A 12,527-nucleotide genomic window follows, 5' to 3' on the forward strand; every position below is an offset into this window, starting at 1 on the left:
TCCGTTGCGAACTTTTGTCCAAACTCCTATGATATAGCCGAGTAAGTGAACGGAGTTGAGTAGGATGGTTAAGGCAAAGTTTTGGGAAACACGGGCGAATAACACACAATTAAAAACCCAGCTGATGCTTGCAAGCGCTAATCAAGAGATTCGAGAAGACGTGGTTTTAAAACGGTTAGTGACGCGTGCTGGACACCGACTGAAAGTGAGCGGGGACAGTGTCACGGTCTCACGGCAAATTGCCGTCGACTTAGGCTATTACTTGTTTTGCCACCATTACCGGATGCCACGGGCGGCCTATGACTTATTAGCGGTTGCTCAGGCGATTGACGCGAACCAGCGGGCCAGTACCCGAATTGTTGAATTTTCAAGTTCTAAACAATAATTCGGCCTTCTCATTTAGCGCAAATGGGATTAAAATAGTAATTACATTAAAAAATGATTAAAAAGTCAACGGTGAAAGAGGGATGGAAACAAATGGGAAGATCTGAACAGTTAAAGAAATTAGTATTTGCAGGTTTGTTTGCCGCTATTATTTTTATTGGGATTAGTATGATTCGAATTCCGCTCCCGGCAATTGTGGGGCGTCCGTTTATTCACTTTGGTAACATTTTAACGGTGGTTGCCGTCATGTTTTTAGGCTTTGGCTATGGGGCCGCAGCCGGTGCAATTGGTTTGGGCTTATTCGATATTTTGAACGGGTACGCCGCAACGTCTTGGTTGACCGTGATTGAGGCAATTATCTTGGCTGCCATGGTGAGTTGGAGCTACCGTTCCGTTGGCAATACGGAAGATCAGCTCGCCAAACTTTACTGGGTTTCGTTTGTAGCGGGATTAACGAAGATCGTTACGTCCTGGGTGACGGGTGTGATTGAAGCACTGATGGTGGGAACTACGTTGCAAGTAGCAATGATTGGCTCCTTTACAAGTCTACTGGCTGCAGTAATCAATTCGGTGGCCTGTTTTGTTTTAGTCCCATTAATTTATCGCGTCCTCGTGCAAGTTGGCTTCAGTCGCCAACGATTATCGATTTAACGTGCAATCAAGGTAGCAAAAGTCCTAGTGAAAACCAAAGACGGTCTTCGCTAGGATTTTTAATATCCGGAATTATAATAAAAACAAAAAAACGGTCAAGCGCACTGGCTTGGCCGCGTGGGACACGGGTTTGGTGAAAAAAACTGCTGGGAACGTACGAAAATCTGCGGAGTGAATACCAATTGCTGATATTCATCGTTACTATAACACCCACGGTACCCGTTGTCCGCTCTAATTGCTCGTTTGGAAGCTTAACAAAATTGGAATGTTGCGATGAATCTGCCTAGTGAAGTGACAACGGCTGGGCCCCCACGTTAAGTTCGTTTTGTCAGGTGCCGTGTTAGCCGGGTTTTTAGGCTATTTATTCACGATTTACAGTCAAAATGTCCAGTTGCCTAATTGGTATGGGAAATGGCGGAATCATTTTCGTCATTGTTCTTGCTGTAAATTTAGTTAGTAAAAAATCAAATTAAAAAAGGTGACAATAAAAGAAAATCGCTCAGAAACCAAGTAAAAGTACATTTGGTTTCTGGGCGATTCTCTTTATTTTTTGAGATGCTTTTGAGCGGTCGATTAAACGAGCGTTTTGTTTGGTTCAAAGTTCATATCCATGGGGCGAATGACTGACCAAGTAGAGTGAATCACTTTCCAATCATTGCCTTCCCGTTGGTAAACTTCGATACAGTTGTAACGCATCTCGTTTAGGGACGTGTCCGCAAAGAGTTGGTAGGTCAAAACGGCCATGTCATCGCTAGCTTGAACACGAGGCGCTTTAAATTCGTAGCTATCTGCGAATAATTTGCCCTCAACATTTGCTAGGACGAACTGCTTAATTTGTGTGTAAGTATCGATCCGTTGCGCTTTAAAGCTGTCAAAGTAAGAAAAGTTTTCCTTGGACCAAATGTTAAGGTAACCGGAAGTGTCCCCTTTGAACCACTTATTCAAGGCATCTTTTTCTAGGCCAATAATTTTTGCGGTTAGTGCGTCATTTTCTTTATTCATTGTTAGGCTCCTTATCTTGATGACAACGTGATGACTTCAGTATAAGGTGTACCGTAACGTTACAGTCAAGAATGGATTCCCAGTTTTTTAGACAAAAAAAGAAATGCCGCAATCACGGCATTTCTTCGCACCAGTTCTGGTTGGTGACTAACTATTATGGAGGTGGCGAGAGTCGAACTCGCGTCCAAGCATATTGCCCTTCGAATATCTACGCTCATATTCATACTATTTAAATTTCGCCGTTACAAACGCCGTATGTCAGGGCACTCAGCAACAGCTAACCTGATTAGTCTCTTCTCGTTGCTCCAGGTGGAAGCATTGAGCGTAAGTCCACTAAATTTAGGACCCAGATCCAGGACATGGACGATCCTGGGAGGATCTACGTTAAGCGCCTATTAAGCAGCTAAAGCGTAAGAATTGTTATTATTTTTTGCAGTTATAATAAACTGGGCATTTTAACGTGATGCATGCACGAAACGCAATCCGAACTCAAACTATACCTGTCGAATCCAGAACACCCCCAAATTCAACACTACTAGTTTAGCATAGCTGTTATACCGTGCCAACTATTATGTTTATGAATCCGTTCGGCGCCGGTGAAAACGTAGCAGAATCTTATGCATGTTCAACGATAACGCCATGACGGCCAAAATAATCAGTAGCCCACCAATCAAGTCGAAGCTCGTGAGCTGAACGTTCAGGAAGAGTACGGAAAAGATCGTTGCGGCCAATGGTTCAAAAGCGTCTAGTAAACTAGCCGTTGTTGGCAAAATATAGCTCAAACTGTGCGCAAACATCAAAAAGGGCACCACGGTACCGAAAATAATGATCACCATGAGTAGCGCAATTTGAAACGCATTGACGGTTAAGTGAACGCGCCACATCGGTTGAAATAGCGTTAAGAACAATCCGGCAACCAGTAACCCCCAGCCAGTCACAGAAAGGGCGCCAAATTTTGGCAAGATTGACCGTGGAATCAAGGTGTTAGTTGCGACCCCGATGGCTGACAGACCACCCCAAAATAGAATCACTGGTGAGATGGCTAAGCTATTAAGGTGACCGTGCGTGACAATGAGTAGCGTGCCAACGAAGGCCATAACCATGCCGACGACTTCAATCCGTTTAGGAATAACGTGTTTAAAAAATAGAAAGTAAAACGTAATAATGAATGGTCCCAAGAATTGAATAATGGTTGCAATCGGGGCATTACCAACCCGAACGGCCTCGAAGTAGCACCATTGCACTGGGATAAGTCCCAGTAAGCCGTAGCTAACGACCTGCCAAGCTGTACGGGGCTGTTTCCAAATGGCTACCGGGTGTTTTCCCGCCAACTGTCCCCAGATAAGTAAAATAAGGCCAGCACTGATCATCCGAACTTCCGTTAACCAAATGGCCGTTAAACGCGGGTTGCTGATGAAGAGGGTACTCGCAGCGACCCCTGAGATGCCCCAAAGAATACAGGCGATACTCGCTAGAATAACGCCCCGTAAATGATGTTGTTGCGTCAATACTGCCACCCTTTCGTTTCTGAAAATTAACAAGCGTTTTTCATTATAACAAAGTTTGGGGGGCGACCCTACGTTTCTGAGTAATCTCTTATTATTCTCATGAAGGCTTAGGGTAGGGTAACGGATGCGTTTTCAGTAAACTCATGCTATTATATGGACATCAAGACCAGCACAGCAAAAATCTGGAGGTATCGGCATGAAAGCAATTATTACGGTAGTGGGACAGGACCAAGTAGGTATCGTTGCTAAAGTTGCAAATCAGTTGGCAGAACTGAAGATTAACATTGTAGATATGTCACAAACGTTGATGGATCATAATTTTACAATGATGTTGTCTGGCGAATGGGATGACCAGCAACTGAGTTTCGCTGATGCGCAAGGTGCTTTGGGACGGTTAGAAAACGAAACTGGGTTGACGATCCGGATTCAACGCCAAGCCGTCTTTGACGCCATTCAGAAATTGTAGGGGGTCCGTATGGAAAGTCAATCAATTTTAGAAACGATTCAAATGGTTGCCGAAGAAAATTTAGATATTCGGACGATTACGATGGGAATTTCGCTATTTGACTGCATCGATAGTGACGGTGCGACTGCCCGGCAAAAAATCTACGACAAGATTACGACTAGTGCGAAGGATTTAGTTAAAGTTGCCGATCAGATTCAAACTGAATATGGGATTCCAATCATCAATAAGCGGATCGCCGTGACCCCGATTGCCCTTGTTGCCGCGGCGAGTGGGGATGATAATTACGTGGCCTATGCGGTAACCATGGAAAAGGCTGCGCGTGCGTTAGGTGTCGATTTGATTGGTGGTTTTTCTGCGCTTGTGCAGAAGGGTTATCAGAGTGGCGACCGTAAGCTGATTGCATCGATCCCGCAAGCGTTGGCAGAAACGAGTCGGGTTTGTAGCTCGGTCAATGTCGGCTCGACGCGTGCCGGAATTAACCTGGACGCAGTCGGCGAGATGGGGCGGATTATTAAGCAAATTGCGGCCGACGACCCAGTGAACTGTATGAGTCTCGTCGTTTTTGCTAACGCGGTGGATGATAACCCGTTTATGGCGGGGGCCTTTCACGGTGTCGGTGAAGCGGACCGGGTCATCAACGTCGGTATCAGTGGTCCTGGCGTCGTTAAGCGGGCGTTGGAGCAAGTTCGGGGCGCGTCGATTGACGTGGTTTCTGAACAGATTAAAAAGACGGCTTTCAAGGTGACGCGGATGGGCCAATTTGTCGGAACGATTGCTGCTCAGCGACTGCACGTCCCATTTGGTATCGTGGACCTTTCTTTAGCCCCAACACCTAACGAGGGCGATTCGGTTGCGGAAATCTTAGAAGAGATTGGGTTAGAGAGTGTCGGTGCACCGGGAACGACCGCTGCGTTAGCGTTGCTAAATGATGCGGTCAAAAAGGGCGGCGTCATGGCGTGTGAACACGTTGGGGGCTTGTCCGGTGCCTTCATTCCCGTATCAGAAGACGCTGAGATGATTCGGGCCGTTAGTGCGGGCCGGTTGAGCATTGAAAAATTAGAAGCCATGACGGCGGTTTGCTCGGTTGGGTTAGACATGATCGCGGTTCCCGGCGATACGAGCGCTGCTAGTATCAGTGGCATGATTGCCGATGAAGCTGCGATTGGGATGATCAATAACAAGACCACGGCCGTCCGCGTGATTCCGGCAACGGGTAAAACCGTTGGGGACGAAGTGGTGTTCGGGGGGCTATTCGGCCGCGCGCCGGTGATGCGGGTGAACACAAGTCAACCGGCAGAATTCATTAAACGCGGGGGCCACATTCCGGCACCAATCCATTCATTTAAAAATTAGTTAGGGTATCTGCCCATGATTGAAAACACTTCTCAGGCATTTAGGCTTGAGAAGTGTTTTCTTTAGAGATAAACGATTTTTTTGATGACACCTTGAAAGGCCGTTTTCTACTATATTAGTGAACCAATTCTGGAAAGCACGGACAGCGAGCCCAAGCATACACACTTCTTTCACAAATCTAGCACGGTTTGTTAGTAATTTGTTGTTATACTTATCCTGAATACTAGCCCGAAGTGGGGTATGATAATAAGTAGGTTCGGGACGCAACTTATCGAAGACGTCCAACGTGCTTATCAATATAAGCGAGTGACTTGGAGGAATCAGTTAATGAAGTTATTAATGATTGAAGATAATAAATCTGTTTCAGAAATGATGGCGATGTTTTTTAAGAAGGAAAAATGGGATGCGCACTTTGCCTACGATGGCAACGAGGCCGTTGAGATGTTTAATACGGATGTGACTGGCTGGGACATGGTCACCCTGGACTTGAATTTACCGGGCAAAGACGGGATGCAAGTTAGTGCAGAAATTCGCAAAGTTTCACCAACCGTACCAATTATCATGTTGACGGCCAGAGACTCAGAAAGTGACCAAGTGCTGGGATTAGAAATGGGCGCTGACGATTACGTCACGAAGCCGTTTTCACCCATTACGTTAATCGCGAGAATCAAAGCACTTCACCGTCGGGCCGACCTTAGCAAGGTGGCACCGGAAGAACAACCTAGTGACGCGGCCAGTGATTTTGATGTCCAGACGGATCACTTTAAGCTCAACACGAAGACACGTGAGGCCTACTTGGCTGATAAGCAGATTCAAGACTTAACGCCAAAAGAGTTTGATCTACTGAAGACGTTAGCTCAGAAGCCACGGCAAGTGTTCTCACGGGAACAGCTACTGCAACTTGTTTGGGATTATGAATACTATGGTGACGAGCGGACGGTGGACGCGCACATTAAGAAACTCCGTCAAAAGATTGAAAAGGCTGGCCCCCAGATTATCCAGACCGTGTGGGGGGTCGGTTACAAGTTTGATGATAGTGGAGTGACTGATTAATGAAATTGATTTATCAGCAAATGCTGTCTTTTTTTGCCGTTATTATTACGGTTGTCGTGGTTCTGGGATTTGCGTTTATTCGCACGACCAAGACGATGATTTATCAAAACTCGTGGCAACAACTGCAACAATACGCCGCAAGTATTGAAAAAGAAGCCATTCGGTATAATACCAAGACGCATCAGGTCGTTGGATTTAACCAACAATTCTTAAACGATGGTACGGTGATCTTACGCGATCAACACATTCATTTTTCCGTGTATGACGCGAACAAAAAGGTCGTTTATCCAAATAGTACGGTCATCGGTGATGCTGGTGCGCCGGGTGGGTCGATCTATGATCCGCACATTTCAGCTGGCGATTGGAAAAAACTCAAGCAAAACAAAACCATCACGCAATCACCACACGTGACTTTCCGATCACGACGCCATGATCGTCCCGTAAACACACCAGCGCTACGGACCATCGACGTCTTGGTGCCGTTATTTTATAAAAATGACGGTGTCCGCAAGTTTGTTGGGGCCATTTCGATTGGCTCGTTTGAACAGACCTTGCAGGCCAATGAACAACAAATTGAAAATAACTTGTTCATTGCATTGCTCGTTTCCGGCGTCGCGGCGTTGCTACTCAGCTATATTTTAGCTCGGTATTCAGTCCGACGAATCAACCGCTTGCGGCACGCCACGCATTCCGTTGCCAGTGGTGACTTTGACATTCACGTTGAAAGCAATCACAAGGATGAAATCGATGATTTGGCCGATGACTTCAACGGCATGGTGAGTTCTTTACGGGCTTCCAATGAAGAAATCAAGCGTCAAGAAAAACGGCGGCGTGAGTTTATGGCCGACGCTGCGCATGAAATGCGGACACCGTTAACGACGATTAATGGGATCCTAGAAGGCTTAGCGTACGACGCCATTCCTGAAGAGGATAAGGCTCATTCGATTGAACTGATGCAAAATGAAACAAAACGATTGATTCGACTAGTCAATGAGAACTTAGACTACGAAAAGATTCGGACCGGACAAATTGCGTTGAATAAAAAGAACTTTGACGGAAGTACCGTGTTGCATAACTTAGTTGAGCAATTGGATAAGAAGGCCGCTGCGGCCGAGGACCAGTTTAAGCTGACAGTGCCGGAAGAATTACCGGTATGGGCCGACTACGACCGGTTCGTGCAAGTGTTATTCAACATTATGCAAAACGCCATTCAGTTCTCACAAGACAACGTGATTGAAGTGACGGCGCGCCGTACGGAACATGCGGTTGAAATTGCCGTCCAGGACCACGGTATCGGCATGACCCCCGAACAAGTGAAAAATATTTGGGAACGCTACTATAAAGCGGATGCGTCACGTAAAAATACGAAGTATGGCGAATCCGGCTTGGGCTTAGCTATTTCCCATCAATTGGTTCAACAACATGGTGGTACGATCAAGGTCGACAGTGTCGCCGGTGAGGGGACTTGCTTTACGATTACCTTCCCTGATAGTGGTTTTGATAAACCAATCGTTGAGGACTAGACCAATTACTAATTATAAGTGTGACAAGTAAGATTTGTGAAAATTAACACGCGGGGGCGTCCGTACGCGGATTAGCCTGCAAATCAATGAGCGGGTTACTAACGGCGATGGTTGCTGGTTAGTAGCCCGTGACTTGTTTTGGCCGGGTTTCCGTAGCGATACCGGGGCAAGTATGGTACGCTTAACGTGGCTGTAGACAGCGATTTATCGCTTTTTTAGATAAGTTTTAGAACGAATAGGAGAAAAAAATGCAAAGAGTACAAATTACAGGTAATTCCCAACGGAAAGTCAAAGACGGCTACCCGTTATTAGTAGAAGATGACTTAAAAGATCCAAGTATGAAATTAACGGACGGCTCGTTCGTAGCGCTGATGGCGAGCTCACAATTTATGGGTTACGCGTTGGTTGCTCAGCACCGTCGCCAACTTGGCTGGGTGCTGAGCCGCGACGAAAGCGAAACGCCAACAACGGATTATTTCCGGAAGTTATTCAAACAGGCCCTTGTTCGGCGGTCGACCAATTTTGATCCTAACTTGCCACAACGGGTCTTCAACGCTGATGGTGATGGCCTTGGTGGTGTCACGATTGACCGTTATCAAGACTATTACGTCTTCACTTGGTATGCCCAAGGGATTTACCAACAACGCGAGATGTTATACGCCGCGTTTGAAACGGCTACGGATCACCAATTCAAGGGAATCTACGCAAAGTTACGGTTCAACGTGGGTGAAGCTAACCTTAAGAGTCAGTTAGTGACTGGTGATGCTGCCCCCGAACCATTATTAGTAACGGAAGGGGACGTGACTTACCCCGTTCATTTGCAAGACGAGTTAACGACAGGCTTATTGTTGGACATGCGCCCAATTCGTCAGTGGATGGCTGGTGCTGAATTACAAGGGAAGACGGTCTTAAACCTCTTCAGTCAAGAAAACGGGATTACAGCTGCTGCCGCGGTTGCTGGCGCTGCCAAAACGATTTCGATTGAAACAAATAAAAAGGGTGCCGCCGCAACGGCTGATCAGTTAGCCGTCAACAACATTGACCCGGACAAGCAAGAAATTCGGGCCATTGACGTGAACAGCTACTTAGATTACGCTGCTAAGCACCGCTTGAGCTATGACGTTGTGGTCGTAACGGCCCCAACCTTTGCCCGGGTCAAGAAGCAAAAGTTCCAAGTGGCCAACGACTTAACGGCTCTTTTGGAAAATGCGCTCCCAGCAGTTCGGCGTGATGGTCAAATGATCGTCGCAACAACGGCCAACAACTTCTCAATGAAGAAATTCCAAGAAGCGGTCAGCGCTGCGTTTGACGATAGTGACCGGACTTACACGGTCAGTGAAACGTTCCGCTTGCCAGCAGACTTTGTCACTCGTAAAGCCTACTTAGCAAGTAATTACTTGAAAGTATTAGTTCTAACGTTTGATAACTAGGTCGTTTTCGTTTAAATAAACAAGCAAAATAAAAAAAATTTAACGCTGATTTTAGGGACCGTTTTCATTAATTGAAAACGGTCCCTATCAATAAGTAAGCGAATTCATGAAAATATAAAAATAATTATATTTAACCACGCAATGCTGATTATGACTGGTAAAACGGTTACTTTACTGTTAGAATTATTTTTTGTCGTTAGGCATTGAGAGAAAAAATAGAAATGAGGATTATTAGTAATGGGAATTCTAATTGCACTGATTCCTGCAATTGCGTGGGGTAGTATCGGCCTGATTAGTGGTCGTTTGGGCGGTTCTGCACGGCAACAGACCCTTGGGATGACGATGGGGGCCTTGGTCTTTGGTCTGCTCCTTTGGATTTTTGAACAACCAACTTTGACAACCGCAGTATGGGTAACCGGGATTATTTCTGGGCTATTCTGGAGCGTGGGTCAGGGACAACAATTTACGTCTATGAAGGCGATTGGGATTTCACGAACGACTCCGATTTCAACGGGGATGCAATTAGTGGCCAACGCTTTGGCTGGTGTGTTGCTCTTCAATGAATGGAAGGGCAACATGTACTGGATCGGCTCAATTTCAGTGATTGTGTTAATCGCCGGAGCTGTCCTGACATCGTTAACGGACCGTAGTGACCCTAACCGCAGTAGAAGTGAAAACTGGGGTGTCGGTATCCGGGCGTTGATTCTGTCCACGATCGGGTACGCTGGCTATACCATCGTGGTCCACTATGGAAACGTCAACGCACAAGCCGTTGTGATGCCACAAGCGATTGGGATGCTGATTGGGGCCTTGATCTGGTCGTTCAAAGACCAACCATGGAAAGAAAGTGCGACTTATCGCAACATCGTGACTGGATTAGTCTGGGGTGTCGGTAACTTGTTCATGTTCATGGCAATGGCTCAAATTGGTCAAGCAATCGCGTACTCCCTGTCACAAATGGGAATCGTTATTTCAACCTTCGGGAGTATCTTCTTGCTCGGTGAGCATAAAACGAAGCGTGAAATGGTGTACGTCGTCATCGGGTCGATCTTAGTGATCATCGGTGGGATTGCATTATCACTTATGAAAGCATAGTAAAACTTTTACTTTTACATTTATAAAAAAATATGATAAACCTAAAGAGTTGAATTGACGCGGATATGATGACTTATTCGTGTCTTTTTTAATGATAAAAATACTTATTTTTTACATAAATTGCGAAAATTTACGAAAAAAGTGAGCAAGCGCTTTTCATTCGGTTCGGTCGTATTGTATAATATCAATTGTAAATACGTATAGAAAGAGGTAATAGTAAATGGCACACATTTCATTTGACAGCTCTAATTTAACTAAGTTTGTTCAAGATAACGAACTTGGCGAAATGCAAGCTATGGTCACTGCTGCTGACAAGGAGCTGCGTGAAGGTACCGGCGCCGGTAAAGATTTCCGTGGCTGGTTAGATTTACCAGTAGACTATGATAAGGAAGAATTTGCTCGGATTAAATCCGCTGCAAAGAAGATTCAAAACGATTCTGATGTCTTAGTCGTAATCGGGATTGGTGGTTCATATCTAGGTGCTCGCGCTGCCGTTGAATTTTTACACGAAACTTTCTGGTCATCACTTTCACGTGAAGACCGTAAATTCCCACAAATTGTCTTTGCTGGGAACTCAATTTCATCTTCATACGTCAACGATTTGATTCACATGATTGGTGACCGTGACTTCTCTGTTAACATCATTTCGAAGTCTGGTACCACGACTGAACCTTCAATTGCTTTCCGTGTATTTAAGGAACGCTTAATCGCCAAGTATGGTGAAGAAGGCGCCAAGGATCGGATCTACGCAACAACTGACCGCAAACGTGGTGCGTTGAAGCAAGAAGCCGATGCTGAAGGCTACGAATCATTCGTTATCCCTGATGACGTTGGTGGTCGTTTCACTGTCTTAACACCAGTTGGTTTATTACCAATCGCTGTTTCCGGTGCTGACATCGACTCATTAATGAAGGGTGCTGCTGATGGTCGCGCAGAATATTCTGATGCTGACTTAAGCAAGAACGAAGCTTACCAATACGCTGCTTTCCGGAACATCTTATACCGGAAGGGTTACACCACTGAAATTCTTGAAAACTACGAACCAAATATGGCGATGTTCTCAGAATGGTGGAAGCAATTAATGGGCGAATCCGAAGGGAAAGACCAAAAGGGTATCTACCCATCATCAGCTAACTTTACGACTGACTTACACTCCTTGGGTCAATACATCCAAGAAGGTCGTCGTAACTTGATGGAAACTGTTGTTAAGGTTGAAAACGCCACTAGTGACGTTGACGTTCCTAAGGAAACTGAAAACCTTGACGGCTTGAAGTATCTTGAAGGTAAGACAATGGCCCAAGTTAACACCAAGGCCTTCGAAGGGGTTATTATGGCCCACGTTGATGGCGGTGTTCCTAACATGGTCGTTAACATTCCTTCACAAGACGCTTACACGCTTGGCTACATGATCTACTTCTTTGAAGCAGCTGTTGCCATTTCTGGTTACTTGAACGGGATCAACCCATTCAACCAACCAGGTGTTGAAGCCTACAAGAACAACATGTTTGCGCTTCTTGGCAAACCAGGTTACGAAGAATTAACTAAGAAATTAACTGCACGTTTAGACGACTAAACTAACAGTAAATAAAGGCTCTTTGTCAACGGCTGTTGATGAGTAACTTTATGAGGAAACCAATTCATTTTCGAATTGGTTTTCTTTTTTTGTTCTGAATTGTAAATTCAATCCGAATTCGTGTGTAAAAACGCGACCAATTTTTGTACCCGTACGCCGTCCGTTTGATTTGCTTTATTTTTCGATTAACGCCCTCTAAAGGACCATTGGAGTAGGTACTTGCCATCATGTTCTTAATTAGAGACAGATGTTTACGATAGGTTTTCATGGTTATTTCAAGCTGTGAACTGACTTTGTCAGTTCTACTTAAAGCTTCGATAAAACGTTGGTAATCTCTGGTTCTTAACGCATCCACTAAGGCATGCGCTGTAAAGTAAGTATGTTGAAAAATTGGATCCAGTTCTAAGCCCTTTAAGATTAACTGTTCTTGAGTAAACCAGTCTTTTAGATGCGTAAACCATTGTGGTTTACGTGTTTCTAGATTTGAAT

12 protein-coding genes and 1 other RNA gene are annotated in these 12,527 nt (G+C 45.3%); 9 read left to right on the forward strand and 4 right to left on the reverse strand.

Annotation, left to right across the window (positions count from 1 at the left end; translation table 11 throughout):
* The first annotated feature begins 64 nt into the window (after nt 1-64).
* Together AAA939_RS02640 and AAA939_RS02645 are read left to right on the forward strand one after the other, a co-directional pair.
* Complete coding sequence (locus AAA939_RS02640) at nt 65-385, forward strand: hypothetical protein (RefSeq protein ID WP_338208802.1); 321 nt, start codon at nt 65-67, stop codon at nt 383-385.
* 92 nt (nt 386-477) lie between these two features.
* Nucleotides 478-1,035, forward strand: coding sequence for an ECF transporter S component (locus AAA939_RS02645; protein WP_338208805.1), 558 nt, complete (start codon nt 478-480; stop codon nt 1,033-1,035).
* Nucleotides 1,036-1,608: 573 nt separating this feature from the next.
* Here the strand turns inward: AAA939_RS02645 and AAA939_RS02650 are convergent.
* From AAA939_RS02650 to AAA939_RS02660, 3 genes are all read right to left on the reverse strand, one after another.
* On the reverse strand, nt 1,609-2,037 hold the full coding sequence (locus tag AAA939_RS02650) for a nuclear transport factor 2 family protein (protein ID WP_338208807.1): 429 nt from the start codon (nt 2,035-2,037) through the stop codon (nt 1,609-1,611).
* A 154-nt stretch (nt 2,038-2,191) separates the two neighbouring features.
* Nucleotides 2,192-2,559, reverse strand: a transfer-messenger RNA (tmRNA) gene (gene ssrA / locus AAA939_RS02655).
* A gap of 53 nt (nt 2,560-2,612) precedes the next feature.
* Nucleotides 2,613-3,545 (reverse strand): DMT family transporter, encoded by a 933-nt coding sequence (locus AAA939_RS02660; RefSeq protein ID WP_338208809.1) that lies wholly within the window; start codon nt 3,543-3,545, stop codon nt 2,613-2,615.
* Nucleotides 3,546-3,741: 196 nt separating this feature from the next.
* Between AAA939_RS02660 and AAA939_RS02665 the strand changes: the two genes are divergently transcribed.
* From AAA939_RS02665 to AAA939_RS02695, 7 genes are all read left to right on the forward strand, one after another.
* The gene (locus AAA939_RS02665; protein ID WP_057707834.1) at nt 3,742-4,011 is read left to right on the forward strand and encodes an ACT domain-containing protein; all 270 of its coding nucleotides are present in this window, start codon (nt 3,742-3,744) and stop codon (nt 4,009-4,011) included.
* Between the two features lie 9 nt (nt 4,012-4,020).
* Nucleotides 4,021-5,364, forward strand: a complete 1,344-nt coding sequence (locus tag AAA939_RS02670; RefSeq protein WP_338208812.1) for a PFL family protein — start codon at nt 4,021-4,023, stop codon at nt 5,362-5,364.
* Between the two features lie 327 nt (nt 5,365-5,691).
* Nucleotides 5,692-6,417, forward strand: coding sequence for a winged helix-turn-helix domain-containing protein (locus AAA939_RS02675; protein ID WP_338208814.1), 726 nt, complete (start codon nt 5,692-5,694; stop codon nt 6,415-6,417).
* Nucleotides 6,417-7,940: an ATP-binding protein gene (locus AAA939_RS02680; RefSeq protein WP_338230450.1), complete on the forward strand. Its 1,524-nt coding sequence runs from the start codon at nt 6,417-6,419 to the stop codon at nt 7,938-7,940. The genes AAA939_RS02675 and AAA939_RS02680 overlap by 1 nt, the downstream gene beginning before the upstream one ends.
* Before the next feature lie 248 nt (nt 7,941-8,188).
* Complete coding sequence (locus AAA939_RS02685; protein WP_338208817.1) at nt 8,189-9,370, forward strand: class I SAM-dependent methyltransferase; 1,182 nt, start codon at nt 8,189-8,191, stop codon at nt 9,368-9,370.
* Nucleotides 9,371-9,607: 237 nt separating this feature from the next.
* Nucleotides 9,608-10,465 carry a GRP family sugar transporter gene (locus tag AAA939_RS02690; protein WP_338208819.1) on the forward strand — a complete coding sequence of 286 codons (858 nt, stop codon included), beginning with the start codon at nt 9,608-9,610 and terminating at the stop codon, nt 10,463-10,465.
* Between the two features lie 220 nt (nt 10,466-10,685).
* Nucleotides 10,686-12,038, forward strand: a complete 1,353-nt coding sequence (locus AAA939_RS02695; RefSeq protein WP_338208820.1) for a glucose-6-phosphate isomerase — start codon at nt 10,686-10,688, stop codon at nt 12,036-12,038.
* Nucleotides 12,039-12,102: 64 nt separating this feature from the next.
* On the opposite strand, the gene AAA939_RS02700 is transcribed toward AAA939_RS02695, so the two are convergent.
* A partial coding sequence (locus AAA939_RS02700; RefSeq protein ID WP_338225911.1) for a transposase occupies nt 12,103-12,527 on the reverse strand: 425 nt, incomplete at its 5' end.

Origin of the sequence: Lactiplantibacillus paraxiangfangensis (genome assembly GCF_036246185.1) — a bacterium.
GTDB classification, from domain to species: Bacteria; Bacillota; Bacilli; order Lactobacillales; family Lactobacillaceae; genus Lactiplantibacillus; species Lactiplantibacillus paraxiangfangensis.

Bases quoted from the DNA above. Each gene is read 5' to 3' on its own strand.
- AAA939_RS02640 (WP_338208802.1), top strand. From the start codon at position 65: ATGGTTAAGGCAAAGTTTTGGGAAACACGGGCGAATAACACACAATTA.
- AAA939_RS02645 (WP_338208805.1), top strand. From the start codon at position 478: ATGGGAAGATCTGAACAGTTAAAGAAATTAGTATTTGCAGGTTTGTTT.
- AAA939_RS02650 (WP_338208807.1), bottom strand. From the start codon at position 2,037: ATGAATAAAGAAAATGACGCACTAACCGCAAAAATTATTGGCCTAGAA.
- AAA939_RS02665 (WP_057707834.1), top strand. From the start codon at position 3,742: ATGAAAGCAATTATTACGGTAGTGGGACAGGACCAAGTAGGTATCGTT.
- AAA939_RS02670 (WP_338208812.1), top strand. From the start codon at position 4,021: ATGGAAAGTCAATCAATTTTAGAAACGATTCAAATGGTTGCCGAAGAA.
- AAA939_RS02675 (WP_338208814.1), top strand. From the start codon at position 5,692: ATGAAGTTATTAATGATTGAAGATAATAAATCTGTTTCAGAAATGATG.
- AAA939_RS02680 (WP_338230450.1), top strand. From the start codon at position 6,417: ATGAAATTGATTTATCAGCAAATGCTGTCTTTTTTTGCCGTTATTATT.
- AAA939_RS02685 (WP_338208817.1), top strand. From the start codon at position 8,189: ATGCAAAGAGTACAAATTACAGGTAATTCCCAACGGAAAGTCAAAGAC.
- AAA939_RS02690 (WP_338208819.1), top strand. From the start codon at position 9,608: ATGGGAATTCTAATTGCACTGATTCCTGCAATTGCGTGGGGTAGTATC.
- AAA939_RS02695 (WP_338208820.1), top strand. From the start codon at position 10,686: ATGGCACACATTTCATTTGACAGCTCTAATTTAACTAAGTTTGTTCAA.